A 26,056-nucleotide genomic window follows, 5' to 3' on the forward strand; every position below is an offset into this window, starting at 1 on the left:
TATCAGTCAAGATCTCGAGTAAGCTTTCTAAATAGGGGTTCACCCATACGAATAGCGTCTCCTAGTTTAAGATTCGCAAGTAATCGGTAGTTGCTTGGGGCAAAGACAATAATGGTTGAGCCATGTTGGAACCACCCCATTTCTTCGCCTCGATTAAATTGAACATCGCATTCAATAGTATTGGGACCTTGGTATTGAAGATGCAAAAGAAGATTAAGACAGTGGAGGCGAATGCTAGCAACTAGAATTGCTGCAACTGGAACCATAGTCAAAGTAGCTCCTATGCCCAACCCATTCTGATCGGTAAGTTCACATTCAAGAACTGCTCTCTCATTTTTGCAAAATAGTCGCTCAACTCTTTTTAGTGCAATAGGATTGACATTCCAGGTATCCCCAGAAATATAAGTCACTCTTTTCATGCGCATTGAGCTTGGTGAATGGAAGCGGTGATACATGCTAGAAGTGAGCCTGAGAGTTACATAATCACAGCCTTCATATTTCGCAGCCAAAGAGGGGATGGGTATTAAATCTTTGATGGTGTATGGAAACCCCTTGGCTTGAAAAACTTCCCCGTCCTTAACTTGGCCAAATGCACCCACTAATGCATCACAGGGGCTATTGAGGATATGAGGGTCTTGATGGATTGGTCTTGCATCGGGCTTTAGCTCGCGCGTAAAACAGGCATGCATACTTTTAAAGTGGGTGTTTTTTGCTTCCGTTAGATCCAAGGCGGAGAAGAATTGCCAAATTTTGATAGAAATATAGGCAATTAAGGGATTTTCGATCTGACTAAACCACCCAATAAGGCGAGTCAGGGTATTTCTAGGAATGCGATTGGTCAGAAGAAAATTCAGATCTTCCTGGGATAAGAGATTTTGTATGGTTTTCTTGATTGACATAATTTTGTCAAATAAATGAAGTAAAAGTGTAATGAATATTAATGGGAGTATTAATGGAAAATCAACTTGCGCTAAGTATATTCGGTGCTGGCCTCGGTCTTTGGATTATTAAGAAGGTTTATACAAGACTGCAACTTTCTATGGCAAAACATCCTTCGTTGGCTGGGCACTCAAGAATGGCCAAGCGAGTGGCTCGTTTGATTCCGCATTACTCATTTAATCAGAACATCTTTTTTAAGGTTGATGGAGCTCCTCAGGAAATCGCGCTGCTAAGAGAGGCGGGCTTTATGCGTCTATCAAAAGCTTACAAAGAGCGTTTTACAAAATCCGTTGAGCTGACTAACCAGGCTGCTGAAGTGATATCAGATTTGCAATTTACAGGAAGATATCGCGTTCCCTTTCAATTTAGCGATTTCGTTAGCAAGCATCTAAAGTCCGGTAGTTTCATGCAATCGTCCTCTGGCGTTTTAATGACAGATTTAGACGGAAATATTTTTTATGATCTGACTGGTTCCTATGGCGTCAACGTTCTTGGATACGATTTTTATAAGAAGGCGATTGAAGAGGGGGTAAAGCGAGTTTCTGACCTAGGCCCTGTTTTAGGGTTTTATCATCCTATCGTTGCAGATAACGTCAAGCGCTTAAAAGAAGTTTCTGGGCATGATGAGATCTCTTTTCATATGTCAGGCACAGAAGCGGTGATGCAGGCAGTTCGTTTAGCCAGATACCATACCAAAAAGAGTCATGTTGTCAGGTTTTGTGGAGCCTATCATGGCTGGTGGGAGGATGTTCAACCAGGTATAGGTAACCCACTTCCCCCGCGTGAAACCTATACGCTCAAAGAGGTTGATCAGGATACCTTGCGCGTTCTTCGTAATAAAAAGAATATTGCTTGTGTGCTAGTAAACCCACTGCAGGCCTTACACCCCAATAAGGGCGCTCCAGGCGATTCATCCCTTTTGGATAGTTCACGCAAAGCATTTTTTGATCGTGAGGCCTATACAAAGTGGCTTAAAGAACTTAGGCAGGTATGCAGCGATAAGGGAATTGTCTTAATTTTTGATGAGGTTTTTATAGGCTTTCGTTTGGCACCAGGTGGCGCGCAAGAGTATTTTGGGGTTAAAGCTGATATGGTGACCTATGGGAAGACTCTAGGCGGTGGTTTACCAATCGGTGTCGTTTGTGGCAAAAAAGAGCTGATGATGCGATTTAAAGCGGATAAGCCAGCTGATATCTGTTTTGCCAGAGGCACTTTTAATTCTCATCCTTACGTAATGGGTGCTATGCAAGTTTTCTTGGAGAGTTTAGATACTGATCCGGTTAAAAAGATGTATTCTGACTTGGATGTCGTTTGGGATCGTCGCGCAAACGATCTGAACGAAAGTCTCTTATCACTCAACTTGCCTGTCAAGGTAGTGAATATGTCCAGTATTTGGACTATTTGCTATACGGAGCCATCCCGTTACAACTGGATGTTCCAGTATTACCTTAAGGAGCAGGGTTTGGCGCTCAGTTGGATTGGGACTGGAAGATTTATTTTTAGTCTGAATTACAGTGATTCAGATATGAATGCCGTTAAAGAAAAATTCATTCGCGCCGCTCAAGCCATGAAGCAGGATGGTTGGTGGTGGAATGAGGGCGGCTTGACGAACAAGATCATCAAGAGACAAATTCTCAGAGAAATGATTTTTGGTAGAAAGTCCTAAATCATTTCTCTGGCCAACACTTTACTGAGGAAGCGGCTCTTCCTCGTAATTACCATGATCCATTGGATCAATTAATTGGCCTTTAAGTAAATATAGTGGGGAAGTTGCATAAATCTTGGCATCATGAAACGGATCTGTCATGATTTTTGTCATCCAGGCAAATGCAGCTTCCACATTATGAATAAAGAATAAGTGGAATGTGCGGAATAATACCCCGCCAACGCCAAGCCAAAGCCATAGCAATCCTGTTTGCCTTATGAATCCGTCGGTATTTGTGAAAGTATTGAGGGCAACAAATTTTTGCAACCATACTGGGTTAGCCCAGACTAGCAGAGGGATCGCAGCCCATATCGAAAGAAGCACTACCTTTCTGTTGAGGTTGTAGCCCACCTTAATTTGTTCTTTATATTCATGTGTGGCTTTATTTACTTCGTCGTAACCTTTTGGCTCGAAGAAAAAATGACCACTTTGTCGTGTTGTCATAGCAACAAGCCATGCAAGCAGTGATGCTGCAATAGGGTCTATAAAAAGTAAAACATATGCAGTCAAAAAGCTGACAGCACTAACTAAGTGTAATGACTGGTTAATGCGGCTATGATGATAGTAGCGATGATCATCCCACCGTTGCTTTTTTAAGGTTTCTAGAAAATGAATCAATTTAGTTTCCAATACTTGTTGTGAACATCATGACAAAATAGTGACGCCTATGTAATATTTACAGTTTAAATATGACAATAAGAAGACAGTCAATACTGAGACTGTCACAAAACTGTTATGAAATTAACGAATACTCAGGCGATGACTTGCGTAGATAACCATTTAGAAAATAATGCTCTTTCAGTCGAGCCCTTAAATATCTCCATCGTCACAGAAACCTACCCTCCAGAGGTCAATGGAGTTGCAAGTACATTAGCCCGCTTTATTCGTGGCTTAAGGGATCTAGGCCACCACATTACGCTCGTAAGGCCGCGTCAAGGAAGGGGGGATAGCCCCGTAATCCAAGGCCATTTTCAGGAAATACTGACTCATGGAATTCCTATCCCTGGCTATAGCTCCTTAAAGGTTGGCCTGCCAAGGCAAGGGATGTTCCTCCAGCAATGGTCAGTTAATCGCCCTGATTTAGTTCATATCGTGACAGAAGGTCCTCTTGGGTGGTCAGCGCTAGAGGCTGCTCGGAAACTGGGTATTCCTGTTTGCTCGGATTTCCGAACGAATTTTGACTCTTATTCATCTCATTACGGATTGAGTTGGCTAAAAAGCCCAATACAGAAATACATGAGGTATTTTCACAACAGAACAAACTTCACCATGGTGCCGACCCAAGGGCTTAAAAATCAACTACAAAATGCTGGTTTTGAGAGGCTTAGAGTATTAGCTAGAGGGATTGATACTGACTTATTTAATCCCTCCAAGCGTTCAAGAGAATTAAGAGAGAGCTGGGGCGTTAAAGATGGTGAAGAAGTCGTTGTCTATGTTGGCAGGCTCGCATCAGAGAAAAACTTACTGGTGACTGTGGGCGCTTTTAAGGCGATGCTCGCGATTAAGCCAAATCTGAAGATAGTGTGGGTTGGTGATGGGCCACAAAAAAGTTTTTTAGAGCTAACATGCCCCAACAGTATTTTTGCAGGTATTCAGTCCGGTGAAAGTCTGGCTCAGTACTATGCCAGTGGCGATATATTTCTTTTCTCAAGCTTAAGTGAAACATTCGGAAATGTGACTTTAGAGGCAATGGCCAGTGGTTTAGCGGTATTAGCATACGACTACGCAGCTGCTGGTCAAGTCATTCAGAGTGGGATAAATGGAATGTTGGCTAACTTCAATCATTCCGATAGTTTCATCAATCAAAGTCTTGAATTGTTGAAGAAGGGTTCTGAGTTGGATGTTTTAAGAAAAAATGCTCGACAAACTACCTTGAATATCTCCTGGGAATCTGTCACAGCCAAATTAAATCAAAATTATTACGAGCTCTTACACAGCTATCCCCCACAAGAAAAAAAGATGAATGCCCTTGCTTTAAGCGAGGCCTGCATTAAACAATGAAGCGTATTTTCTATGTTGTTGCTTCTTCACAATTTCTATCTTCCCTAGCTGACAACGCCTTACTAATTGCATCTATTGCTTTGTTGCTTCATATGAGTGAGCCTAGTTGGTTTTCTCCAGCACTGAAAATTTTCTTTGTAATTCCTTATGTCATTTTTGCTCCTTTCGTTGGCGCATTCGCAGACTCAAGACCTAAGGGTCAAGTGATGTTGGTTTCTAATATTCTTAAAACAGGTGGTTGCATATTGATCATGTACCAATATTTTCAATTGGATAAACAAGCTACAGGTCCAATAGAAAATCAAATAGCCTAGACTTGAACACTATTGGAAATATGGGCCGCTCATATAAAAAAGATTGTCAAATTGCCATCAAACGGTCATAAATTAAAATAAGAATAGACTTTTATTCAAGATATAAGGATGTTATGGGCATTTGCTTAGCAAGGATTTTATGTTTGCAGCTTTTGTTAATATCCCTTTCCTGCTTTGGCGCCAATGATGGGTCGCCTTTTGATTTAAAGGTATTCGTAGGAAGATCTGGTTCCGGTTTTCAAGTGCAGGCTACTTACGTTGCACCAGTTAATGAGTGTCAAGCTTATGCTTTTTTAACTGATTACGAAGGCGCTAAAAATATCCCGGGTATCAGAGATTCCAAAGTACTTTTGAGGAATGGTAATAAAGTTCAAGTTGAAAGGATTGCAGAAGAGCGAATTTTATTTTACCCAATTCTACTGCGCTCAGTCTTAGAGTTTTCGGAAGTTTCGGATAAACGTCAGGAATTTATTCAGATAGAAGGTGATGCAAAATCGTATAAGGGTAGCTGGACTATTGAGCCAGATAAAAATGGTACTCGATTTACACATCACGCAACATTTGAGCTGGAAACATCTATTCCATTCTTTTTAATTAGATTCTTTATGGAAAATAGTGCTACCAAGCGTTTTGAAATCATGGCTGATCGTGTTTTATTACAAAAAAATACTTTAAGTGGGAGTTGTGGGAAACTTGCCTAATTGTTACATTAAAATCAATATCCCAAATTCTTCCTTGTGATTCTCTATAAGAATTAATTAGGATTATATTGAAGTAGTAGAGCAATTTGAATTGCTGATGAGGGTCATGATGCATACCAGATCTTTGTACCTCTTGCGACATGCTAAGGCTGAAAGTGCCATCCTTCAGTCTCCTGATGAGGATCGCCCCTTATCTAACAGAGGTATTGATGATGCTAAAAAATTGGCTACAAAACTAATTAAAAAAGAAATTAGATTTGATCTTATCATCACAAGTCCTGCAATTCGAGCTATCTCAACTGCTCAAATAATATCGAATCGTCTTGAGCACAAGCAAAGATTTTTAGAAGTTGATAAAAAGTTATATCAAGCAGATTGCACTACATTGTTGACAATAGCGAGCAAACTGCACAAGAAAATCAAAAGTGTCATGTTTGTGGGCCATAACCCGGCATTAGAAGATTTCGTTACTTTAATTGTCGGCGAATCAGTTTTAATGCAGACCTGTGCATTGATAGAGCTTACTTTCGAATTTAAACATTGGAAGGATCTCGATAAAGCACCATTAATCAAAATGAAGTTGCTAAATTAAGCTCCGTTAATAATTAGGTCCAATTCAATTTTTGCAGTTGGATTAATGCTAACCAATTTCGCCTGCCAACACTCATCTGCTCTTTAAAAAAGGTTACTGGTGTTGGTGGCTGAAGTGTCAAATTGGCCTCTGAATCACCCATCATATTACGTGGCACTAAGCCATGTTTATTACACAGACGTTTTATCGGACGATTCCAGCTGATGCAATGCATGAAGAGATGATGGTAATGGCGATTACGAGCCCATGTAATAGCTTCGTCCATCATGGTATCGGCAATACCTTGCTTGCGGTATTTTGGGCTCACAATGACGCCAAACTCTACTTCAGTCCCGCGTGAAGCAATATGAATAGTGCCTGCCCACTTGCCATCGATTTTTGCTACTAAAAAATGGTTATTTTTAGGATCACTTTTAAACCGCTTGACTAGGGCGTCAATGGAGTTCTTGCTCATTGAATGACCAAAGTAGCCATGGAGAGTTTGTGGATCTTGGGCTTTTAACCAAGATCCATATTTTGAATACTGATTTTTTGAGAGAAACTCAGTACTCAACATCACATTACTCAATATGACTATGAGTGCGGTAATACTTTGCTTGCTGGGCTTTAGCCTCAACCCATGCGGACCAAAGATCCTGAATTACTTGTTCAATATTTTTCATAATTTAAAGCCCTCTTGGAGTGGTTAAGTGATACAGGTAATTACGAGTGAGTTCTTCAACTTGCTGATGGTTATTAGGGTTGCGGCTATTGATGAAATGCTCTAAATCGTAGCTTTTGGATTGGTCACCAAAAACTTGATTGAAGAGGCTCAATAATCGTGTCATTTAAGGCTCCTTATCTAAATGTATTAGGGTTAATACTTAATTAGAGTAAATCTTTAATAAGTATCTTGCATGACAGCAATGTATCTTTTGGGAATAAGACCCATATATTTCTATTGAAATGCAATATTTCTAATGAATTTCCTAAAAAGAATAAGGAGTGGGTCAATTTGATTTTGACACTCAATATGTCAACATAAAGTTACAAGATGGAATATAAGAACCACCCTACATAGAAGAGAGAGCTTGAAGTTCTCACTGAAGAAATCAAAAAGCGGTGTCTTTATGGAAACGGTAAGCCTGAAAAATTAGGCAAGAAACATAAAGAGCATTAAGGCCTAATCTTCTAAATCCTCGCTGCTGTCATCTACCCGGTATTCCAGCTGTATTTTCTTTAATACTGGATGTAAGAGTGGATTCGCATCCTTTGGTGATGGATCAGTTAAGAGGTAGTAGCCATAAAAGGGTATGGGTTCTTTTTCAGCAAGCTCGCGATCTTCAGTAGTAAAGGTAGTCATTGGTGCTCTCCCTCAATTCATTAGAAGTGGTTACCTATGGGCTGTTAGAGCAAACTGAGGAGACCGGAAAGGAGCAGAATTACTCTTCATCTCCCATAAGTAAATTGCATTCTCAATCAATAAATGTGACAAATCTATCGTTAACTGAAATATTTAGGGCTAAATTTTAAGAGGTGAAATTGTCATATTTGAGCTTGATAAAACGGCTTTAAATGTGACAAAGAGTTTTGAGTATTCACAGAAATGTCATGAGAAAAGTGGAGCATCACAGTCAAGTTCAACAAAAATTGAAGGTGATAAAAAATGCTAAATCAAAATCTAAGTGACAAAATTATTGAATTAAGAAGATTGTCTGCTGAGTATTATCAGAAGGTAGCCTGGAATCAGTTATTAGCCTTAGATAACTACAGGGAAAATAATTTCCTAGCTGCAGAGCGTTTTGCGCAACTGTCATTTGAAGATCAGATGAATGCAATGGAATACGCAGAGCTAGCTGACGCAGAATTTGACTTGCATCTAGAGTTGGAGTTTGAATAAAAAAGTTAAAGCTTAAATTCGGGGCATACGATTTAGGGCTATATTCACACTAATTGCCTTTGTCTTTAAATCTTTTTTAATCGTGATTTAACTCAAAATCATCATCAAAAAATTGGTAATCCAGATGAAGTTGTTTACGGATTCGGTGTTGCCATGTAAGCCGTTCTTTTAATAGATCGTGCTTAATTGAATCTGTGTACTCGTCAAATGAATCGTCATACTCACTAAAATAATGGTGAATTCTCATAACTTGCTCCAGGATCTATTAAGGTTTTTGACCTATAGACTGAGAGAAAAAGACATTACCTTTTTTGATGCAATTACTTTTACCTTCAGTCACCTCGCTTGCTGAAGTGTGATCATCTAAAGATTACATGTCTATCATGACGATAAAAAATCCTCGTATAAGCGCTTAGATGATGGTTAAAAACGACAATTGAGTACTGTGTGATTCCTTAATTAAGAAAAATATTCTTTGTAAGACTGCTGACGCTTACCTATTTCTTTAATCTCTAGCGAGGCTCACTTTTATTAGGGGGCAATGGCTGCTTAAATTGAACGCTAGATTGTGACAATTCATTGACTCTTACATGACTTATTGACATATAGCTATGCTAAATTGCTTGACGAAATCTAGAAATAATGAAGCCAAAGAAACAAAAAAATATGAATAAATTAGAGCTAATAGAGTTGATTTCAGCAGGGGCAGACATCCCAAATGCTGATGCTAAGCTTGCATTGGAGTCGATCGTATATCGAATTGTGGAGACAGTTAGTGCAAATGAAGTAGTGCAGATCGGAGGCTTGGGATCATTTGTCCAAACTCAGCGAAGCGCTCGGATGGGGCGCAATCCTTCTACGGGGCTCTCAGTTCAAATCCCAGCCATTAAATCAGTAGGCTTTAGAGCTAGCGCAGCTTTTAAAAAAAAGATTAACCAATCTTAATTTAACTTGATGTATACGAAGTGAGGCTTTAATGATTACATTATTAATCGCAGTCTTGAGTATCTGTTTTTCTGTACTGGCTCAGTTTCTGCTCAAGTCAGGCCTTCAGGGATTGAGTATCGACGGATTTTCTGCTTACTTGCACTTAGCAAAAAATTGGAAGATATGGGCTGGTTTTGCATGCTACTCGACCTCGGCCTTGATTTGGCTGCGGGTGCTGGCTGATTGGGATGTAAGTAAGGCTTACCCAATGATGGGTATAGGCTTTGTACTGACTTTGTTGGCGGGCTTGTTATACGGGGAACTTATCACTACAAGTCGAATCATTGGGGTGGCAGCAATTTTTATCGGCGTCATTTTAGTAGCGAGAAGCTAATTTTTTAAACTCGCTAATATCATTAGTTACTACGCACCTAGTTTAATTAAATCTTGTACTTTTAAGGTTGCAGTTTTTTGTGCTACCAAAGCAAGAATAAATTTTTTAATATCATAGCTATTAAACGGACAGACGAGATAGGTGTATTCCAGATAGCCTATGCCACCCCTTTTTCTTTTAAAGTCACCAGCTCCTGAGCTGTAATTTAATAATAGTCGTTGATCTTTTGCATATGTATAGATCGCTGCAAAAAGCACTCTGTATGATCCCTCTAGATTAAATTTAGTGTCGTAACCTAGTGCCGGGACTGTCAATGTATGACCGGCTCTTAGAAGTAATGCAAAGGAGCAAATCTGCTGATCTAGTCCACGTATTAGCAGGCAGGACATCACCCCTTGATTAACTATATCATCAAAGAATTGAACTGTGTATTGAGGGTTTAATAAAGAATGTTTATGAAGATAGATTTTTTGATACAGATCATGAATGCGTATCAGACTGTCTTGATCAAGCTTGCTACAAACTTGCACATCTAGATTAAGTTTTTTTAGAAGCGCAAGATCTCTTTTAAGGTGTGATGGGATTGATACATTTTCGCAACGTAAATCAAATTCATATATCACTCGAGAGGGAATGCCTAAATATCCGAATGACTTTAAATTGCTAATAAGTGTTGGATGCCTATGGGGCAATAGATTTCGAACGCCGATATAGTAATTGGGGTTTAATGCCCTCATTTTTTTTGCAATACTCAGCAGTTCATTTTCCTGTTCTGCATTCCAGATCGAAGTTGAGATTGGATAATTCCCAATAAATATGGTTTTATCAATTCCTAATAAATAGGAAAGTTTTCCAAGGGCAGCGATTAAAAGAGCAACAACAGGTTGGTGTCTACACTCATGGGTTAAATAGTCAAACCAGCCACTCCTCGGTGAAAAAAGATAGCTGGTATTTTTTTGTCGTCTGGGAAAGGCAATGCTGATAGGAACTTTCGTATCACCCTCCCATAACAAGCTTGCGCATGCATTGCTAACCCAATCTACTAGTTTCACCATGGGCCATTTATCAGTCATATTGCTAAGATCTTAGGTAGTTAATTCATAAAGATGGAAGCCGCCATAAATTGCAGAGCGATCCTCATGAATGAGCTGATCTGATGTAGCGTGATTTCGCTTCCATAGAGCATTTAAATCCTCGCTAAGGGCTGTTTCAATTGGCGAAGACTTACCAGCAGTTCTGAAAATAATTCTGGCGCCCGGGTTGGCTGTCCGAGTAATTTCTGTCCATAAGGTACATATCTCTTCTGCTGTCATCCAATCTTGGGCATCGAGTAACACCACTGCATCAACTGAATTGGCCGGCATTCGCTTGAGAGCATCTAGTACATTATTTTGCTCTATGGAGAGTCTGTCAATGTTATTGCGTATGAGTTCAAAGTACTGTTCTTGCAAATACAGTGGCTTATTTGTTGGGTTATTGTGATCATAGCTTCTGCCGTAGGCTTGACAGGCGAAGTAATTGTTGTTGATGTTATCAATCGTTGCCAATTTTCTGGCTCGTTCTTTGAGAACCTGTGCCATGCTTTCAGGGCGATCTTCGCAAAGGCTGGCATGCTGGCTTGGTGGTATGCCCAGATTGTATAAAGCTACTGGGCTACCCATAATCTTTTTCGCTAGTCTAGAGTCAAATATTTTGGCTACATTTTCATCAAACCATTTTCCTTGGGCTTCTATTGAAGGTTGCTTTAGCAGATCATCCAATTTGACGCGATAGATTTTGGCACTTATGTGAATTAATCCAATGAGCTTACCGAGTAAGCCATATTTATAAAACCCTTTTTCAAACATGCGGATACGCTCAAAACCTTTAATACCGCCTTCCCAATAGTCTCGTGTAGCTTTATTTAAATGAGGTGCTAGCAGATCTCTATATAGCCTAGGATTATTGACTGATTTTGCTTCACCAAAAAACCTGTAAAAATTCTTATATTCGAGTCTTCTAATTCCCTCCATCTTTAGATGCACTAATGCGACATGAGTATGGTTAAGATCTACCGCAGTAATTTTTTTAGGGCTAGCAGTGAGGTAGGAGAGGGCGTTACAACCGCCAGAAGCAATTGTAATGAGATGATCTGTAGGTTTTAGTACAAGGGCTTTGAGATCAACTACGGGATCTTCCCAAATTTGAGGATAGACTAAGCGCTCAAACCAAAGAGCAAAAAGTCGATCATGTAGTGTGACCTTTTTCTTTCTTGCATATACAGCGTCCTTAAGGAGTTTTTTTGAGCGTGATAGGTTTGAATCTGGAAGTGCTGTAAGGTTGTCCATTGCTTTCATTAATTTGTGAACAAAAGTATATTAAAGTCACAAATCAAGTCAAAGTAGCGACACTTTTATTACAAATTTATTAAAGCTTATCAACGGTAATAAAACTGTCAACAAACTAACTTACCATCAGCTCGTTATAAATTTATTCTTAATTCTTCATGCTCCTCACCTCTAAACCAAAGGCAGTAACAGTGATTCTCAAAGAAGTGTTGAAAGCCGCTCGTGAGGAGCGGGGCTTAAGTCATGAAGAGCTTGCTGAAATAGCCTGTCTTAGAAAATGGCAAATTAAGGAGCTCGAAGAAGCAGAGACCTTTTTGACCTTCTACACAATGGCCATCAAGATACAGGCGGCTAAGAGAGTGGGAGCTTATCTCGGCCTTTCAGAGCATCAGTTTTTATCTTCAATCGAGGCAATGGGTTGAGTAATGTATTGGACTATTAAAGTTCGTCATTTTGATGAGAGCGGATCTCACACCTCCAAGATCAGAATGTATGGCGAGAACTTGAGAGAAGTCATGTCTAAGGTGCTTGATATACATCGGAAGTCCTTACTTGTTTCTTACCAGGTAGATCATGGTCCGGAGATTGAGTTTGAAAATTTAAACTAGAGTTCATTTGTCGCGTAAATTAAAACTAAATTAAATTGATAACTTGGTTAATTAAGCAATCTGTCTCGCGTACCAGTTACACAATTTATCCCACAGAGCCGTTTTTACTCTGTAAGCTATTGAAATATATAGACTTTCTAGCAGCCGCGAATTTTAGGGTCGAGGTTGTACATTCGAATACTGCTTGGCAGACCAAATTTCATAGGCCCGTACCGCACACAATCAACACAAGTGAATAAAGCGCTCTTGGTGCTGCTTTAGTTCATTGCACAGTTTGTTCTTAGCTTGCTCGACTAAAGCTATAAGAAATTCGTATTATGGTGTTCCTTTAGGATTTATCTAAACTTCGTTTGGGGGCTAATCGTCATCTCTGACAGCTATCCGTCCATGAGTATCTAAATCAGACTCATCTACCTCTAAATAATCATCTTCAATCACTGTTGCACCCTCAAGGTGCTCAATGAATTCTCGAATGGCATAGTAAGGCGCAATATTTACATGGTCATCATTTTGATGATCCCAGGTCTTGTAACGAAAGACAGTTAGCTTCATTTAGTATTTTCCTTAAATAAGCTCATGATCCAAGGCGATGCTTGGAGCTGCGATTGGCGTAGGCTTTGCGAGCTTCAACCCAAGCTAAAGCCGCTTTAATGAACAGGCGTTTTAGTTTTGCCATGATTTATAGGCCCTTTGAAGTGCAATGGTGGTTGAAATAGTCACGAGTAAATTGCTCAACTTGCTCGTGGCTATTAGGATTGCGGCTATTGATGTATTGCTCTAAATCATTACCTTTGGTCTGGTGGCCAAAGGCTTGATTCAAGAGACTCAAAAATTGTGTCATTTAAGGCTCCTTTGGTAAAAATACTAGGGTTACTACCTATATAGTATGTGCCTTATTGATGAATATTGCGTGACAGCAAAATATCTTTTTAGATTAAAAGCTCTTAAGTTCATGATTAAAAGAACTATTTGTCGTCATTTGGTCATAAAACTCCAAAAATGCCCCAAAATCGATCAAACCCGCATTAATCTTGTATAGAAGTGGTCTAAATTAGAATCAAAACTCAATTTCAACAAGAAAAGGCTTCAAGATGAGCGCATTAAAAGAGGCTATTGAAAAACTAAGAGAGACTGGTTCTATTGGGCTGAAAGACTTTAAAAGTCTGAAGATGAAGTATGTTGAGCACTTCACCGAAGAAATCAAGCGGTGGTGTCTTTATGGCAATGGCAAGTTTGAGAAGCTGGGCAAGGAGCATCAAGAGCATTAAAGGGCTTGAAGGCGAAAACCTAGCATCGAACTAGGGTGCTGAGATTTGCAATCTCATGCATCACCCATACTGCCATTTCGTCACAAAAAAAGCCATCTCTTGGATGGCTTCGCAACAGAAGATCTGGTTTTATGTATTAAGGCAAAGGATGAGGGTAGTAGCAAATAATGCAACGCATGAAAGAATGAGATAGGCGCTTACTCCTGGTGAAGAAAGCAAAATATTTTTATTCATGGTTTGCTCCAAAGTCCTTTAGCCTGCTTGTAGGCTCATCAAAATCCAATAAGAAATTATTTTTACGTCTCCGTAGATGTCTGATGATAAGTCGATCTTTTAAGTGATTCTCTGGGTCTAATTTTCTACTGAAATTTTTGAGCTCATACGGCTCAGTATTGCTTTCGTTAAGTGGCATGGTCAATCTCCTTGGTGAATGATTGAAAGTGTTGTATTCCCAAGGATTCTGTCCTTGGAAGATCATTTAACAGCTGTCTTATGAACTTGCAATGGCACTTTTATGACAAAAAATTAGCTTTGATTTGTTGCAATGCCATAAGAGATACCAGCTAATGAGCCTAGTGGGTGAGTAATAATTCACAAGGCATACATTCCAAATGTTTAATGATTTATTTATCTAAGGAGAATGTCATATTGGTTTTGTAGAATATAACCATGCAATTAAAAGTAATCGACAGCTTTTTAGCTAAAACAGTTCTTGATGATGATGTGATTGGGCTTACTCCATTAAAGGTGGGGAGTTATCCAATTAGGGCAATTGAAGATGAGCAATATGAAGTTGCCAAATCTAAGGCCGCTATTTGCTATCTCACAAGTCATGAACTAGAGCAAATCATCATGTCCAAAGCCGCTGTCATTATTAACGAGTAATCTCAATCCCCTTTACCTAGTAAGTATTAGACTGGGATCATTCATACGAGGAATTAATACATGTGTCGATGGATGGCCTACGCTGGAGAAAAGATTTATCTTGAAAATCTTCTTTTCTTGCAAAAGAATTCACTGATCTCCCAAAGCCTTAAGGCAACAAAATCTAGCTTTACTACTAATGGGGATGGTTTTGGTGTGGCCTGGTACGGAGGTAAAAAAACTCCAGGTCTATTTAAGGATGTTTTACCGGCTTGGAATGACGAGAACTTAAGACAGCTTAGCCAGCATGTCAAAAGTGGTCTTTTTTTAGCTCATGTAAGAGCTGCCACTGGCACTGGAATCTCACGAGCTAATTGCCATCCCTACACTTATGGTAAGTGGAGTTTTATGCATAATGGCCAAATTGGACATTGGCAATTTCTACGCCGAGATATTGAGTCCTTGATTTCAAAGAATTATTATCATTATCGGCTAGGCACTACAGATAGTGAGGCTTTTTTCTTGCTAGCGCTTTCTTGTGGATTAGAGAAAGACCCTATACGAGGTATTAAAAAGGCAATCGAGAAGGTTATCGCTCTTTTAGAGGCTAATGGGGCAACTGAACCGTTTAGATTTTCAGCAGCCCTTAGTGATGGTAAATCTATTTGGGCTTTTAGATATTCAAGTGATCAGCAGTCACCATCCCTTTTTTATGGCACACCTGATTTGCATAAAAAGCAAGCTCAGTCGAAGATAATTAACACGATTGCCTCTGAGCCATTTGACGATGATTCAGATCATTGGACTGCGGTGGGTGAGTCTAAAATTATTCTATGGAAAAACAAGGCGGTTTCAATTAGTCCGCTTTTCTAATGTGTCTAATAGAATAAACATGCAATTTCAATCAAAATTTCTTTGTTTGATTCTTGCACCCTTCCTGTTCATGAGTCTTCCAGTATTTGCTCAAAATACCCAATACGGAGTAAGACCGTTTTATTTGATTGATGCGATGAAGGAGGGACCATTAAAAAGTAAGCTAAAAAGTTGCTCTGCTAACACCCCCCAACGCACTACATTTTCCATAGCACACCGTGGCGCACCATTAGAGTTTCCTGAGCATACCGTAGAGTCTAATAAAGCTGCTGCATTGATGGGGGCTGGTATTTTTGAATGTGATGTCACTTTTACAAAAGACAAACAATTGGTTTGTCGTCATGCCCAAAATGATTTACAGGCAACGACTAATATTTTATTGACTAATTTGCATGAGAAATGCACCAAGTCCTTTGCTCCAGCTAATGGTACAGACCCCGCCACAGCAGAGTGTCTTACAGCGGATATCACTCTTGAGGAATTTAAAACCCTACGCGGCAAAATGGATGGGTTTAATAAAAATGCCAAAGACATACAGTCATACATGGCAGGTACTCCACCTTGGAGAACTGAACTATATTCCGAGGCGGGCGGCTCTTTATTAACGCATCAAGAATCTATCGCTCTATTCAAGAGTTTTGGAGGTAAATTTACTCCTGAACTCAAAGAGGCGGTAGTGCCCATGCCCTATTTGGGTTTTACCCAAGAGCACTATGCACAAGCTCTCATTAATGACTACAAGAAGGCTGGCGTTTCTCCAAAAGATGTTTTTCCACAATCATTTAATTTGAATGATGTGATGTACTGGATCCAAAATGAACCGGAGTTTGGAAAGCAGGCAATTTATTTGGATGGTCGATATGAGGATAAAGGGTTTAATGCTGCTCAGCCTGAGCTTTTAAAACCCACCATGCAAGAGCTTTATGCAAAGGGAGTACGTTATATTGCTCCCCCAATATGGGTGCTGCTGACTACTGGCATCAATGGGGCAATCATTCCATCAGCTTATGCCAGAGCAGCAAAGGATGCAAAATTAAATATCATTACATGGTCCCTGGAGAGAGGTGGCCCAATGAATAAAGGGGGAGGGTGGTATCACCAATCCATTAAATCAGCCATACACTCCGATGGGCAAATTTATGAGGTATTGGATGTTTTGGCTAAGCAAGTAGGCGTTAAAGGGGTCTTTTCGGACTGGCCTGCAACAGTTACTTACTACGCCAACTGTATGGGACTTTAGTTATTGCGTAAATGAACAACTCTTCATTAAGGCATTGCGTACTTTATTACATAGCCCCAATTTAAGCTTGTAAGTCATTGAAATTGTATTAAATGGGCTGTCATGAAAGTTTCATTTATTTGGTGCATATTGCACTCTCTTGGTTCAATTTTGGCTAAAAGCTAGATTAAGTAGCCATAAGATAGTTATGAACTTAATTGAAATATCAGAATTAACTGTGGCCAATACCCCTTAGGAAATCAAATATGCAACACAAACTAAATCAGCAGCACAAATCTGAGAAACACGACAAGTTAAATACAAAGCACAAACCAAGCTTTTATGTCACTGCTTGTGCCGTTTCGGTTTTTACTGCTGTTTTGAGTACTGCCGCCTTTGCTGCCTACGGTGTGATATCTACTGGTATCAAAATTCTGTCTCTATAGAGAAAAGACTGAAGTCAACTAAAGAATGGTGGGGATTAGATGATGGATCCTAATTCCTAGCTGATTTTCGCCCTGAGAATTCCTCAAACCCTCATCAGAAATGGTGGGGGTTTTGTCTTTAAAGTGATACCTTAATAGACACTTAAGCATTGCACAATGCTATTTTTACGCTGTAAGCCATTGAATTATAACGATCTTAAAACAGCAAGTAATTCTTCTAAGGCCTTGGCCGCACGTTCGAATCGTGTTGGGCAGGCTAAGATCTATTGTTAATCATCATCCCAGCTTTAGTATTGCGCTCTGCTGGCATCATTTTGGATCAGATGATGTCAATCGCCTAGCTCTCTTCGTTTATAGTACAAAAAGCATCCATACGCAGCTGTTAACCCTTACATAGCCAGATCCATATTAGAAACGGAAAGCAGATGGGTGATTACACCAAGATGTCGGCATATTACGACACGATTATGACTTCAGGTTATTACGACTATGAAGCAATTGTTGATGGATTACTGAATCATCATCCTTTTGAGAGTGTCTTAGAAATTGGTTGTGGTACTGGTCTAATTTTGGAGGAGATTGCCAAACGTGAACCTACTGCTAATATCCGTGGCATAGACTTAACTCAGTCGATGCTTGCAATTGCGCAAAAACGTTTAGCGCCGTTTCCAAATATTAAGTTAAGTCAGCAAAATATTACTGAGTTAAGTCTTGAGCAGCAATATCGTTTAGCGTTTTCATACGGTGGCGTTTGGTATTTTGTGATTGATGGTGATAAAGAGCCGTTTCTAGTTAGTCATATCTATGATGAGCATGCAAATCATCTCGGGCTTGAAAGTTTGAGTAAATTTGTACAGCTCGGCGGAAAGTTGCTGCTAGGCATACAGGGACCACACCATGATTATGAAAAGCCTATCTCTAATGGGATGATTTATTCACAAAAGATTGAACCTCTAGAGCTAGGGTTTGCTAAGCACTATTACTTGGATGACAAAGATGATCGTGTCATGGCACAAACGATTCACTACCGTACCTATAATTTTAGTGATGCCAAGCAATTGCTTTCAAGTTACGGTTTTGAATATGAGGATCGATCAGAAAAGCACCAACATTTTCTTGAATTTAAGCGTGTTTAGCGATGCCCCTAAAGATTAATGATCCATTGATTGGTTTTATTGGTGTAGGTAATATGGGGAATCCCATGGCTGCTAATTTGTTAAAAGCAGGTTATAAGGTCAGTGTTTTTGATCGCGAATCTCATAAGGCGGCTAATTTAGTAAGTTTAGGCGCTACCATTGCCGAAAGTATTTTGCAACTTGGTCAGCAATCGCAAGTAGTGATTTGTTCATTACCTGGCCCAGCACAAGTCAAAGAGGTAATGTTTGGTGAAGGTGGGCTTATTAATGCAATCAAGCCAGGATCAATCATTATTGATACCTCAACTAGCTCGGTAGAGCTTGCACAAGAATTATCAAACCTACTAGAGCAAAAGAATGTAGGCTTTTTAGAGGCGCCAGTGACTAATGCTGTTGACTTTGCAGCACTTGGTAAGTTATCTATTTTTGTTGCCGGTAAGCAAGCGGATTTTGATAAATACAAACCCATTTTTGAAGTGCTTGGTGAAAAAATATTCTATGTCGGCAAGCCTGGTAATGGTGCTACGATTAAGTTGCTTACCAATCTACTATGGTTTACACATGCTGCTGTGATTGGTGAGGCCTTGATGTTAGGGGCTAAGGCTGATATTCCGCTTGAAATTGTTGCAAAAGCGATTCAATCAAGTGCCGGTAACAGTTGGGTAGCGCAACATGACATTCCATCTATTTTTGCAGGGCACTATGACCCAAGTTTTTCTTTAGCGCTATGTTGTAAGGATTTGGATTTAGTCAATCAAATTGCCCAGTCTCAGGGCTTTACCTTGACTATGGGTCAATTTGTTCAAGGCCTCTTCGAAGAGGCTCAAAAGACTTATGGTGCATCTGCTGCTGAGTTACATGTAGTTAAATTATTAGAAGATCGAGTTGGCACGTATTTGCGCCCTAGCTTGCAAAATCAACTCCCATAATAATTAGACAGATCATGACATTAAAAAATCAAGTCAAACTCATGCAAGAGGCACACTTACATATGCCTCAAGGAGTTGCGGAAAACTATCGTTATTGGGGTGATGAGCAAACTGTATTTATATCCTCAGCCAAGGGTGCTCAACTGACGGACTGTGATGGAAAGCAATATATTGATTTTCGTTTGGGATATGGCCCGATTATTCTAGGCTATCGCGATGATCGAGTAGATCAAGCGGTCATTCGACAAATTACGGAAGGCGGAACGCTGTCTGGTTTTTCTACATCGCTAGATACTGAGGTGGTGAAGCAAATTAAAGCCCTATGCCCTCAAATTGATAAGTTACGGTTTGCTAATTCCGGCACCGAAGCCGTGATGGGCGCAGTCAGAACAGCGCGTGGTTTTACTGGTAGGGATCGAATTGCTATTGTAGAAGGCAGCTTTCATGGTCTAGTTGATGAAATGATGTGGAAGTCTGATATCGAAAATTGGAATTCCGGCGATCTTCACCCCCCTAAAATCATTCCATTTGGGGCAGGTATTCCTAACAATACCCGTGAGCTCGTTGACTTTGTTGAGCTCAATAATTTTGAGGCTCTTGAGCAACTTTTTATCTCACGTAAGGATTCTTTAGCCTGCGTTTTATTGGAGCCCATTATTGGTAATGCAGGCAGTATCGCCGCTTGCCATTGTTGGTTGCAAAGGTTGCGTGATCTCTGTACTAAAAATGGAACGATCCTGATTATTGATGAAGTTAAAACGGGGTTTCGGGTATCTCAGGGTGGCGCTCAATCTTTGTATGGGATTTATGCTGATTTGACAACGTATGCTAAGGCTATGGGTAATGGCTATCCTGTTGCTGCTTTCGGTGGAAGGGCTGAGGTGATGGATGTGGTTGGCTCTCATGCTGGTGGTGTTGTGCATGGTGGAACCTATACAGCCAATTTAGTCGGATTAAGTGCTGCGCATGCAACCTTAGATATTTTGGCAAATACTAATGCCCTTAAAACAGTAGATGAGGCGGGGCAAAAGATTCAAGCACTATTAGGCCGCGTCTTTACCGCCGCGGGAATTGAGCATGCCTTTGCAGGTCCTCCCGCAATGTTAGGTATTCATTTTTCGAGTCAAGTGCCTAATAACTATCGTCAATGGCGAAAAGTCAATAACACCTTATATAAAAAATTTGCCTGGAAATTAATTGAGTATGGAGTGATGCTCGAGCCAGACTCAAGAGAGCCTTGGTTTATCTGTGAGGCTCATGGCCAAATAGACTTTGCTTGGTTAGAGGATGTGGCTACAAAAGCAATTAAATCAGTACTTTAAAAATCAATATTCAAGCTATCAACTTTCTTTCTACGGTTTACTGCATATACTTTTTTATGTTGTAATTCATTGAAATAATTGCCCTTTTGAACAGTCACGAATTCTTCTTAGGTGTAGGCCGCACGTTCGAATCGTGCTGGTCAGGCCAAAATATCTAATTTCGTCCATCACTCGTCATGTATTTCGCTTGGCTCGGTCCAATAACACCCTAAATCACTCTGTGCATAAGCTTTCCTCTACGATAGATCTTCTTTGGGTCATATTTGTTCAAATACACATTTTCTGAATAGTCTAGAATATTTATGGGGAACTAGAAAGCTTATTCCATTACTCCTTTTTAGTTCATCATTTAATAAATCATCTGACCACTTTCTTTTATGGAAAATTTATGAAGTTATTTAAAGTTTGGTTTACTATTTTCAGTGCTTTTTATGCTCTTAATACATTTGCTCAAAGTGCCTTAGATGGTGGCGACGATCAATATAAGCCTCGAATTGGTCAAGAGGGTAAAGACGTGGTTTGGGTACCTACTACAAATGAGTTACTTGCCATCATGTTAAAAACTGCCAAAGTTAATTCTAAGGATCTAGTCTATGACCTTGGTTCTGGTGATGGCAGAATTGCGATTGCAGCTGCGAAAGATTTTGGTGCGCAAGCTGTTGGAATCGAATTTAATCCCGCAATGGCAGAATTAGCCCAGCGTAATGTTAATCGCTCCGGGCTTGGCGATCGTGTGAAAATCATTAATGGTGATATCTTTGTGGAAGATTTTAGTAAGGCAACTGTGGTCACAATGTATTTATTGCCTGAACTGAATATCGCTTTACGTCCCACGATATTAAAGATGAAACCTGGTACGCGGGTGACATCACACGCATTTGATATGGGTGATTGGGATGCGGATATTGAAATTGATGGGCCGGCGAGAGCTTTTTATTGGATTGTTCCTGCTCTAGTAGAGGGGGAGTGGTTAATTTCAGGAATGGAACCGCGCAGGACGATTTTAAAACTGTCTCAGAATTATCAAAAAATTGGCGGTACTCTTCAAATTGGTGCTGACTCGTATCCTCTTCTAAATCCTAAATTAGATGGAGCTACTCTCAGTTTCACATACCTCGATCGTGACAAGGCTCCGCATTTTGTAATAATGACTGTAGATAAGAATGAAATTAAGGGTATTTACAAAAGTAGAGCCTTCAACGAGAACGTTATTACTGGTAAGCGCCTTTAATATTTCATTTAATGTCAGCTAATCATTCAGGGAATTCTCCTCAGCGTTTACTCAGTCCATTAGGGGCTGTGGCTATTATTGTTGGCATTGTCATTGGTGCTGGCATCTTTAAAACTCCATCTATAGTGGCCGAGATCACTGGTGATGTGGGTTGGGCTCTTACCCTTTGGGTAGGTGGAGCCATTATTTCTCTTGCCGGAGCTCTTTGTTATGCTGAATTAGCAACCCTTTACCCTCATGCTGGAGGTGATTATCATTTTTTAACCAGGGCCTACGGCAAAAATGTTTCCTTCTTGTACGGCTGGGCCAAAGCGATGGTGATTAATACTGGATCAATTGCACTGCTTGCTTTTGTATTCGGTGATTACATGACCAAGGTCGTCCCCTTAGGGCCTCACTCAGATATTTACTGGGCAGTGATAATCGTTGTAGTCCTGACTATTATTAACTTAGTGGGTATTCAGACATCAGCCAATATGCAGACGGTACTAACAGTTTTAGAAATTTCTGGTTTACTTGCCATCATTATTGCTGGCTTTGGTCTTTTTACTTCCCCGATGCCACCCGTTGTAAATCCTCCATTATTTTCTAGTACACCGCAATTTGGCATGCTGGGTCTTGCAATGGTTTTTGTTTTACTTACTTTTGGTGGTTGGAATGAATCTGCTTATATTTCAGCCGAACTAAAAGGAAGTCTTCACACCATTGTTCGAGTGATTGCCTTCAGTCTCTTGATCATCTCGATTATTTACATTTTAGTAAACATGGCACTCATTAATGGCCTAGGTTTAAAGCAGTTAGCAAATAGCAAGGCAGCATCTTCAGATCTACTTGGTCTTGCTTTTGGTTCGATCGGAGAGAAGTTGCTCGGTCTTTTTGTAGGGGTTGCTGCACTCACTAGTATTAATGCCACCATGATTGTTGGCGCTCGAACTAACTTTGCAATGGGTGAGGATTGGTATGGTCTTCGCAAAATGGCCAATTGGGAATCCTCCCGCGGTGCTCCTGTGTTCGCCTATTTGGTGCAAGGTGTTATTAGTCTCGCTTTGATTGGCTTTGGTACTTTACAAAGCGATGGCTTTGAAGCCATGGTCGAGTTTACTGCCCCTGTATTTTGGAGTTTCTTATTTTTAGTGGGTATTAGCCTATTTATTTTGCGAGCAAAGGATCAGAAAGCTCGGGTATTTTCAGTACCCTTGTATCCCATTACCCCATTGATATTCAGTTTGGCATCGGCTTATTTAGCCTACTCTAGTTTTAGCTATGCCCATAGCAAAGGGGCGGTTTTGATCTCCTTGTACGTAATGCTAGCTGGTCTTTTAGCACTTCTCATTCTGCGACTGAAGAAAAATGTTGCATATTGAGCTGATCTAACACCTTGGCTTTTCAGAGCTAATCGTGCCGGGCAGGCCAAATACTGAAGCCTCAATAAGAAAAAAGAGGGCTTGTGGGCAAGAAATCTGAAAAACGCTTAAAGTATTTGATATGAAAGAGATCGCCCACTATACCCCCATTGATTTTTCTGATCGAATCGCTCTATCGTTTACTAAGGGCATGCGTTTTTTTGCTGATACTTTTTTTAAGAAGCGCTATGGGCACCGAGCTGTTGTTTTAGAAACCGTCGCAGGAGTTCCAGGAATGGTGGCCGGTATGTGGACCCATTTAACTAGTCTACGCAGTATGAAGGTTGGCTATGGACCAAAGATTCGTACGCTCTTAGCAGAAGCTGAGAACGAAAGAATGCATTTAATGACGTTTATCGAGATCGCAAAGCCCAATATGTTTGAGCGCTATCTAGTCTTGATTACACAAGCTATTTTCTGGAATTTCTTTTTTATTATTTATGTGTTCTTTCCAAGAACAGCGCATCGTATAGTCGGCTATTTTGAGGAGGAGGCCGTTTATTCCTATACCGAATATTTAAAAGAAATTGATGAGGGACGCACGCCTAATGTTCTTGCTCCTAAGATCGCCATCGATTATTGGAAGCTGGATGCCAATGCAACCTTGCGTGATGTTGTGATTGCCGTCCGAAATGATGAAGCTCATCATCGAGATACAAACCACCAATTTGCCAGCGACTATGATTAATGGTCTAGCTTATTAAGACTCAGGTCGCACGTTTGAGTCTTGCTGGGCATCCCAAACTTTAAAATAGGCCCTTGCCTATAAACCCTCAGCTTTTTTATGAAAAATGAATTCTAGAAGTCCTGCTTTTCGTAAAAAGGCAATAGCACTATTCGCAAGTAGCATCTTCATTAAGCCAGCGCTTGCAAATCAGCCTGAGTATGAGGCTCCGCCACTTGATGAGATTGTGGTCTCGGCTAGTGGGTATGAGCAAAAAATATTAGATACAGCAGCCTCTATTAACGTAGTGAACCGTAATCAGATTCAAAACGGTCAGGCTATGGACAATCTTGCCGAGCCATTGAATCGAGTGCCTGGTATCTTTGCTTTAAATCGTCAAAACTACGCTCAGGATCTTCAAATATCCTCCCGCGGTTTTGGAGCAAACTCTACTTTTGGTACGCGGGGTATCAAAATTTTTGTTGATAACATTCCCGGTACCGTCGCTGACGGGCAGGGACAGATCTCACATATTGATTTGCCATCTACCGAGCGAATTGAAGTCATGCGTGGCCCATATTCTGTTCTCTATGGCAATTCATCTGGCGGAGTGATTAGTATCTTTACGCAAGATGGCGGTCCAAATAAGGGGGTAGAACCTTATTTTGAGGTGGGGTCTTACTCGCAAAGAAAGGCAGGCGTTAAGGCAAGCGGTATTTATCGCGATACTAATTATCTTCTCGATGTAGGAGATTTCCATACCAACGGCTATCGGGAGCATAGCGTAGCAGATCGGTTTAATGCGAATTCAAAGCTGAAGTTTAAGATGGGTGGCGACACCATCGTCACGTTCATTGCTAATAATGTTAATTTAAGTGCTCAAGATTCGCTCGGATTAACGTCATCGCAATTGGCTGCCAACCCTAAACAGGCCGGCAATAGCGCCATTAGCCAAAATACACGTAAGTCAGTTTTGCAGTCTCAGACGGGCGCTACGATTGATACCCGTGTGGATCAAGAAAATCAGCTGTTGTTTACTCCTTATTACGGCCAGCGTCATGTCACTCAATTCCTTGCCGCCCAGAGTAACGGGGTCATTGATTTAAAGCGAAACTTTTATGGCATGGATATCAAATGGGTTCATAAAAGCCAAATGCTAGAGATGCCATTTACCTTAGTCGGTGGCGTTGACATGAACGAGAATGATGATCAGCGCATGACCTATCAAAATAACGGGGGCGTGCAGGGGGCGCTTGGTCAAAATTACCGCATGAGTGCCAAAAACTTTGATCAATATTCTCATTTAGATTGGCGTTTGCTTGAGCGCTTATCACTCAATATGGGCGCCAGAAATTCCACAACTACACTGAGCTCAATTAGTAATAGCCCTGCACTAAGTAATACAAGTAGTGGCTCCAATACTTATCAGGCGCTCACCAGCATGATGTCGTTGCAATATTATTTAACTGAGCTTTCCAATGTATATGTCTCGTATGGATCCAGTTTTGACACTCCTACACTAAACCAAGTGACGTACAACTCCAATTTTAGTAGCTCAAATTTTGGTTTATCTGCCGCCACTACCAAACAGCTTGAAGTTGGCTTTAAATCCAAAGTATCGAAGTCAGCCCAAGTCAATGTAGCTCTTTTTAACGCTAACACCACCAACGATATCGTGGTCGGCGCTTCGAGCTTTGGAAGAACTGCATTTACCAATGCTCCAAAGACGAACCGACAGGGGATGGAGCTTGGTTCGCAATTTAAATTACCTCATGATTTCGAAATGAATCTTGCATACACTTGGTTAAATGCCACTGTCAAAGAGGCATATTCATATACGTATCAAGCTACTGGTATCCCGACCACAACCAATGTTGTGCTCAGCGGTAATCGAATTCCTGGCGTTCCTAATCAAGGCCTGTTTTCTGAACTCCTTTGGGTCAAACCTAATAAATCGATGGAGGCTGCAGTAGAGGCGCGGGTCAATGGCTCGATGGCGGTCAATGACATTAATAGCTTGAGCATGGCAAATGGCTATGCTGTGATGAATATTCGTGGTGTTTTGCGTCAAGAGCTTTCAGGCGGCTGGTCGTCCTCACAATTTTTTAGGGTCAACAACATATTGGATCGCTCATACGTAGGATCTGTCATTGTTAATCAGGCTAGTAGTCAGTTTTATGAGGCTGCTCCTGGACGTAATTGGATCATCGGTGGTAACGCAAGCTACCAATTTAAATAAGCTCAAAATATGCCCCAGAGTTAATATGTTGCTACTTTATAAGGCAAAACCCTAGTATCAGACTATAGCCATTGC

Annotated in this window: 30 protein-coding genes; 21 read left to right on the forward strand and 9 right to left on the reverse strand. The window is 40.5% G+C overall.

What is annotated here, in order from left to right; genetic code table 11:
- Positions 1-2 precede the first annotated feature (2 nt).
- Positions 3-899: an archaetidylserine decarboxylase gene (gene asd, locus ICN22_RS06030; RefSeq protein WP_216169383.1), complete on the reverse strand. Its 897-nt coding sequence runs from the start codon at positions 897-899 to the stop codon at positions 3-5.
- Between the two features lie 53 nt (positions 900-952).
- Here asd and ICN22_RS06035 point away from each other — a divergent pair, with 53 nt between their 5' ends.
- The gene (locus ICN22_RS06035) at positions 953-2,605 is read left to right on the forward strand and encodes an aminotransferase class III-fold pyridoxal phosphate-dependent enzyme (RefSeq protein WP_255533878.1); all 1,653 of its coding nucleotides are present in this window, start codon (positions 953-955) and stop codon (positions 2,603-2,605) included.
- A gap of 21 nt (positions 2,606-2,626) precedes the next feature.
- Here the strand turns inward: ICN22_RS06035 and ICN22_RS06040 are convergent, their stop codons facing one another.
- The gene (locus tag ICN22_RS06040) at positions 2,627-3,262 is read right to left on the reverse strand and encodes a hypothetical protein (protein ID WP_216169384.1); all 636 of its coding nucleotides are present in this window, start codon (positions 3,260-3,262) and stop codon (positions 2,627-2,629) included.
- A 117-nt stretch (positions 3,263-3,379) separates the two neighbouring features.
- Between ICN22_RS06040 and ICN22_RS06045 the strand changes: the two genes are divergently transcribed.
- The 4 genes from ICN22_RS06045 to ICN22_RS06060 all read left to right on the forward strand — a co-directional run bounded on the left by ICN22_RS06045 (position 3,380) and on the right by ICN22_RS06060 (position 6,252).
- Positions 3,380-4,645, forward strand: coding sequence for a glycosyltransferase family 4 protein (locus ICN22_RS06045; RefSeq protein ID WP_216169385.1), 1,266 nt, complete (start codon positions 3,380-3,382; stop codon positions 4,643-4,645).
- Entirely contained in the window at positions 4,642-4,959 is a 318-nt protein-coding gene (locus ICN22_RS06050) for an MFS transporter (protein WP_216169386.1), read from the forward strand. Before ICN22_RS06045 ends, ICN22_RS06050 begins: the two co-directional genes overlap by 4 nt.
- Before the next feature lie 113 nt (positions 4,960-5,072).
- Positions 5,073-5,660: an SRPBCC family protein gene (locus ICN22_RS06055; protein WP_216169387.1), complete on the forward strand. Its 588-nt coding sequence runs from the start codon at positions 5,073-5,075 to the stop codon at positions 5,658-5,660.
- 106 nt (positions 5,661-5,766) lie between these two features.
- Complete coding sequence (locus tag ICN22_RS06060; RefSeq protein ID WP_216169388.1) at positions 5,767-6,252, forward strand: SixA phosphatase family protein; 486 nt, start codon at positions 5,767-5,769, stop codon at positions 6,250-6,252.
- A gap of 13 nt (positions 6,253-6,265) precedes the next feature.
- On the opposite strand, the gene ICN22_RS06065 is transcribed toward ICN22_RS06060, so the two are convergent.
- From ICN22_RS06065 to ICN22_RS06075, 3 genes are all read right to left on the reverse strand, one after another.
- Positions 6,266-6,808, reverse strand: coding sequence for a GNAT family N-acetyltransferase (locus tag ICN22_RS06065; protein WP_216169389.1), 543 nt, complete (start codon positions 6,806-6,808; stop codon positions 6,266-6,268).
- A 109-nt stretch (positions 6,809-6,917) separates the two neighbouring features.
- Complete coding sequence (locus tag ICN22_RS06070) at positions 6,918-7,079, reverse strand: hypothetical protein (protein ID WP_216169390.1); 162 nt, start codon at positions 7,077-7,079, stop codon at positions 6,918-6,920.
- A gap of 335 nt (positions 7,080-7,414) precedes the next feature.
- Positions 7,415-7,594 carry a hypothetical protein gene (locus ICN22_RS06075; RefSeq protein ID WP_216169391.1) on the reverse strand — a complete coding sequence of 60 codons (180 nt, stop codon included), beginning with the start codon at positions 7,592-7,594 and terminating at the stop codon, positions 7,415-7,417.
- Positions 7,595-7,897: 303 nt separating this feature from the next.
- On the opposite strand from ICN22_RS06075, the gene ICN22_RS06080 reads away from it, so the two are divergent.
- The 3 genes from ICN22_RS06080 to ICN22_RS06090 all read left to right on the forward strand — a co-directional run bounded on the left by ICN22_RS06080 (position 7,898) and on the right by ICN22_RS06090 (position 9,452).
- Entirely contained in the window at positions 7,898-8,131 is a 234-nt protein-coding gene (locus ICN22_RS06080) for a hypothetical protein (protein ID WP_216169392.1), read from the forward strand.
- Between the two features lie 642 nt (positions 8,132-8,773).
- Positions 8,774-9,076 (forward strand): HU family DNA-binding protein, encoded by a 303-nt coding sequence (locus ICN22_RS06085; protein ID WP_255533879.1) that lies wholly within the window; start codon positions 8,774-8,776, stop codon positions 9,074-9,076.
- A 31-nt stretch (positions 9,077-9,107) separates the two neighbouring features.
- Positions 9,108-9,452 (forward strand): DMT family transporter, encoded by a 345-nt coding sequence (locus ICN22_RS06090; RefSeq protein ID WP_216169394.1) that lies wholly within the window; start codon positions 9,108-9,110, stop codon positions 9,450-9,452.
- A 29-nt stretch (positions 9,453-9,481) separates the two neighbouring features.
- Here the strand turns inward: ICN22_RS06090 and ICN22_RS06095 are convergent, their stop codons facing one another.
- Positions 9,482-10,525, reverse strand: coding sequence for a GNAT family N-acetyltransferase (locus tag ICN22_RS06095; protein ID WP_216169395.1), 1,044 nt, complete (start codon positions 10,523-10,525; stop codon positions 9,482-9,484).
- A 12-nt stretch (positions 10,526-10,537) separates the two neighbouring features.
- The gene (locus ICN22_RS06100; RefSeq protein WP_216169396.1) at positions 10,538-11,779 is read right to left on the reverse strand and encodes a BtaA family protein; all 1,242 of its coding nucleotides are present in this window, start codon (positions 11,777-11,779) and stop codon (positions 10,538-10,540) included.
- Between the two features lie 158 nt (positions 11,780-11,937).
- Here ICN22_RS06100 and ICN22_RS06105 point away from each other — a divergent pair, with 158 nt between their 5' ends.
- Positions 11,938-12,201 carry a helix-turn-helix domain-containing protein gene (locus ICN22_RS06105; protein WP_216169397.1) on the forward strand — a complete coding sequence of 88 codons (264 nt, stop codon included), beginning with the start codon at positions 11,938-11,940 and terminating at the stop codon, positions 12,199-12,201.
- A 543-nt stretch (positions 12,202-12,744) separates the two neighbouring features.
- Here ICN22_RS06105 and ICN22_RS06110 read toward each other — a convergent pair.
- Together ICN22_RS06110 and ICN22_RS06115 are read right to left on the reverse strand one after the other, a co-directional pair.
- Positions 12,745-12,939, reverse strand: coding sequence for a hypothetical protein (locus tag ICN22_RS06110; protein WP_216169398.1), 195 nt, complete (start codon positions 12,937-12,939; stop codon positions 12,745-12,747).
- A gap of 127 nt (positions 12,940-13,066) precedes the next feature.
- Entirely contained in the window at positions 13,067-13,228 is a 162-nt protein-coding gene (locus ICN22_RS06115) for a hypothetical protein (RefSeq protein ID WP_216169399.1), read from the reverse strand.
- Between the two features lie 250 nt (positions 13,229-13,478).
- Between ICN22_RS06115 and ICN22_RS06120 the strand changes: the two genes are divergently transcribed.
- The 12 genes from ICN22_RS06120 (at position 13,479) to ICN22_RS06175 (ending at position 25,981) form a co-directional block, all read left to right on the forward strand.
- Complete coding sequence (locus ICN22_RS06120) at positions 13,479-13,655, forward strand: hypothetical protein (protein WP_216169400.1); 177 nt, start codon at positions 13,479-13,481, stop codon at positions 13,653-13,655.
- Positions 13,656-14,324: 669 nt separating this feature from the next.
- On the forward strand, positions 14,325-14,540 hold the full coding sequence (locus ICN22_RS06125; protein ID WP_216169401.1) for a hypothetical protein: 216 nt from the start codon (positions 14,325-14,327) through the stop codon (positions 14,538-14,540).
- Positions 14,541-14,612: 72 nt separating this feature from the next.
- A complete protein-coding gene (locus ICN22_RS06130) occupies positions 14,613-15,392 on the forward strand; it encodes a class II glutamine amidotransferase (RefSeq protein WP_255533900.1) in 780 nt (259 codons plus the stop codon).
- A 19-nt stretch (positions 15,393-15,411) separates the two neighbouring features.
- Complete coding sequence (locus ICN22_RS06135) at positions 15,412-16,632, forward strand: glycerophosphodiester phosphodiesterase family protein (protein WP_216169403.1); 1,221 nt, start codon at positions 15,412-15,414, stop codon at positions 16,630-16,632.
- Positions 16,633-16,877: 245 nt separating this feature from the next.
- Positions 16,878-17,057 carry a hypothetical protein gene (locus ICN22_RS06140; RefSeq protein ID WP_216169404.1) on the forward strand — a complete coding sequence of 60 codons (180 nt, stop codon included), beginning with the start codon at positions 16,878-16,880 and terminating at the stop codon, positions 17,055-17,057.
- Between the two features lie 425 nt (positions 17,058-17,482).
- Positions 17,483-18,193 carry a class I SAM-dependent methyltransferase gene (locus ICN22_RS06145; RefSeq protein ID WP_216169405.1) on the forward strand — a complete coding sequence of 237 codons (711 nt, stop codon included), beginning with the start codon at positions 17,483-17,485 and terminating at the stop codon, positions 18,191-18,193.
- A gap of 2 nt (positions 18,194-18,195) precedes the next feature.
- A complete protein-coding gene (locus ICN22_RS06150; protein WP_216169406.1) occupies positions 18,196-19,122 on the forward strand; it encodes an NAD(P)-dependent oxidoreductase in 927 nt (308 codons plus the stop codon).
- A 14-nt stretch (positions 19,123-19,136) separates the two neighbouring features.
- The gene (locus ICN22_RS06155) at positions 19,137-20,444 is read left to right on the forward strand and encodes an aspartate aminotransferase family protein (RefSeq protein ID WP_216169407.1); all 1,308 of its coding nucleotides are present in this window, start codon (positions 19,137-19,139) and stop codon (positions 20,442-20,444) included.
- A 388-nt stretch (positions 20,445-20,832) separates the two neighbouring features.
- On the forward strand, positions 20,833-21,675 hold the full coding sequence (locus ICN22_RS06160) for a methyltransferase domain-containing protein (RefSeq protein WP_216169408.1): 843 nt from the start codon (positions 20,833-20,835) through the stop codon (positions 21,673-21,675).
- 11 nt (positions 21,676-21,686) lie between these two features.
- Positions 21,687-23,039, forward strand: a complete 1,353-nt coding sequence (locus ICN22_RS06165) for an APC family permease (protein WP_216169409.1) — start codon at positions 21,687-21,689, stop codon at positions 23,037-23,039.
- 121 nt (positions 23,040-23,160) lie between these two features.
- Positions 23,161-23,766, forward strand: a complete 606-nt coding sequence (locus ICN22_RS06170; protein WP_216169410.1) for an alternative oxidase — start codon at positions 23,161-23,163, stop codon at positions 23,764-23,766.
- Between the two features lie 103 nt (positions 23,767-23,869).
- Positions 23,870-25,981, forward strand: a complete 2,112-nt coding sequence (locus tag ICN22_RS06175; protein WP_216169411.1) for a TonB-dependent receptor family protein — start codon at positions 23,870-23,872, stop codon at positions 25,979-25,981.
- Positions 25,982-26,056: the final 75 nt, after the last annotated feature.

It is taken from the genome of Polynucleobacter bastaniensis (assembly GCF_018882205.1).
GTDB lineage: Bacteria > Pseudomonadota > Gammaproteobacteria > Burkholderiales > Burkholderiaceae > Polynucleobacter > Polynucleobacter bastaniensis.

Excerpts from the sequence above, each read along its gene's own strand:
- asd (WP_216169383.1), bottom strand. The coding sequence starts at position 899 with ATGTCAATCAAGAAAACCATACAAAATCTCTTATCCCAGGAAGATCTG.
- ICN22_RS06035 (WP_255533878.1), top strand. The coding sequence starts at position 953 with ATGGAAAATCAACTTGCGCTAAGTATATTCGGTGCTGGCCTCGGTCTT.
- ICN22_RS06045 (WP_216169385.1), top strand. The coding sequence starts at position 3,380 with ATGAAATTAACGAATACTCAGGCGATGACTTGCGTAGATAACCATTTA.
- ICN22_RS06050 (WP_216169386.1), top strand. The coding sequence starts at position 4,642 with ATGAAGCGTATTTTCTATGTTGTTGCTTCTTCACAATTTCTATCTTCC.
- ICN22_RS06055 (WP_216169387.1), top strand. The coding sequence starts at position 5,073 with ATGGGCATTTGCTTAGCAAGGATTTTATGTTTGCAGCTTTTGTTAATA.
- ICN22_RS06060 (WP_216169388.1), top strand. The coding sequence starts at position 5,767 with ATGATGCATACCAGATCTTTGTACCTCTTGCGACATGCTAAGGCTGAA.
- ICN22_RS06065 (WP_216169389.1), bottom strand. The coding sequence starts at position 6,808 with ATGTTGAGTACTGAGTTTCTCTCAAAAAATCAGTATTCAAAATATGGA.
- ICN22_RS06070 (WP_216169390.1), bottom strand. The coding sequence starts at position 7,079 with ATGACACGATTATTGAGCCTCTTCAATCAAGTTTTTGGTGACCAATCC.
- ICN22_RS06075 (WP_216169391.1), bottom strand. The coding sequence starts at position 7,594 with ATGACTACCTTTACTACTGAAGATCGCGAGCTTGCTGAAAAAGAACCC.
- ICN22_RS06080 (WP_216169392.1), top strand. The coding sequence starts at position 7,898 with ATGCTAAATCAAAATCTAAGTGACAAAATTATTGAATTAAGAAGATTG.
- ICN22_RS06085 (WP_255533879.1), top strand. The coding sequence starts at position 8,774 with ATGAAGCCAAAGAAACAAAAAAATATGAATAAATTAGAGCTAATAGAG.
- ICN22_RS06090 (WP_216169394.1), top strand. The coding sequence starts at position 9,108 with ATGATTACATTATTAATCGCAGTCTTGAGTATCTGTTTTTCTGTACTG.
- ICN22_RS06095 (WP_216169395.1), bottom strand. The coding sequence starts at position 10,525 with ATGACTGATAAATGGCCCATGGTGAAACTAGTAGATTGGGTTAGCAAT.
- ICN22_RS06100 (WP_216169396.1), bottom strand. The coding sequence starts at position 11,779 with ATGGACAACCTTACAGCACTTCCAGATTCAAACCTATCACGCTCAAAA.
- ICN22_RS06105 (WP_216169397.1), top strand. The coding sequence starts at position 11,938 with ATGCTCCTCACCTCTAAACCAAAGGCAGTAACAGTGATTCTCAAAGAA.
- ICN22_RS06110 (WP_216169398.1), bottom strand. The coding sequence starts at position 12,939 with ATGAAGCTAACTGTCTTTCGTTACAAGACCTGGGATCATCAAAATGAT.
- ICN22_RS06115 (WP_216169399.1), bottom strand. The coding sequence starts at position 13,228 with ATGACACAATTTTTGAGTCTCTTGAATCAAGCCTTTGGCCACCAGACC.
- ICN22_RS06120 (WP_216169400.1), top strand. The coding sequence starts at position 13,479 with ATGAGCGCATTAAAAGAGGCTATTGAAAAACTAAGAGAGACTGGTTCT.
- ICN22_RS06125 (WP_216169401.1), top strand. The coding sequence starts at position 14,325 with ATGCAATTAAAAGTAATCGACAGCTTTTTAGCTAAAACAGTTCTTGAT.
- ICN22_RS06130 (WP_255533900.1), top strand. The coding sequence starts at position 14,613 with ATGGCCTACGCTGGAGAAAAGATTTATCTTGAAAATCTTCTTTTCTTG.
- ICN22_RS06135 (WP_216169403.1), top strand. The coding sequence starts at position 15,412 with ATGCAATTTCAATCAAAATTTCTTTGTTTGATTCTTGCACCCTTCCTG.
- ICN22_RS06140 (WP_216169404.1), top strand. The coding sequence starts at position 16,878 with ATGCAACACAAACTAAATCAGCAGCACAAATCTGAGAAACACGACAAG.
- ICN22_RS06145 (WP_216169405.1), top strand. The coding sequence starts at position 17,483 with ATGGGTGATTACACCAAGATGTCGGCATATTACGACACGATTATGACT.
- ICN22_RS06150 (WP_216169406.1), top strand. The coding sequence starts at position 18,196 with ATGCCCCTAAAGATTAATGATCCATTGATTGGTTTTATTGGTGTAGGT.
- ICN22_RS06155 (WP_216169407.1), top strand. The coding sequence starts at position 19,137 with ATGACATTAAAAAATCAAGTCAAACTCATGCAAGAGGCACACTTACAT.
- ICN22_RS06160 (WP_216169408.1), top strand. The coding sequence starts at position 20,833 with ATGAAGTTATTTAAAGTTTGGTTTACTATTTTCAGTGCTTTTTATGCT.
- ICN22_RS06165 (WP_216169409.1), top strand. The coding sequence starts at position 21,687 with ATGTCAGCTAATCATTCAGGGAATTCTCCTCAGCGTTTACTCAGTCCA.
- ICN22_RS06170 (WP_216169410.1), top strand. The coding sequence starts at position 23,161 with ATGAAAGAGATCGCCCACTATACCCCCATTGATTTTTCTGATCGAATC.
- ICN22_RS06175 (WP_216169411.1), top strand. The coding sequence starts at position 23,870 with ATGAATTCTAGAAGTCCTGCTTTTCGTAAAAAGGCAATAGCACTATTC.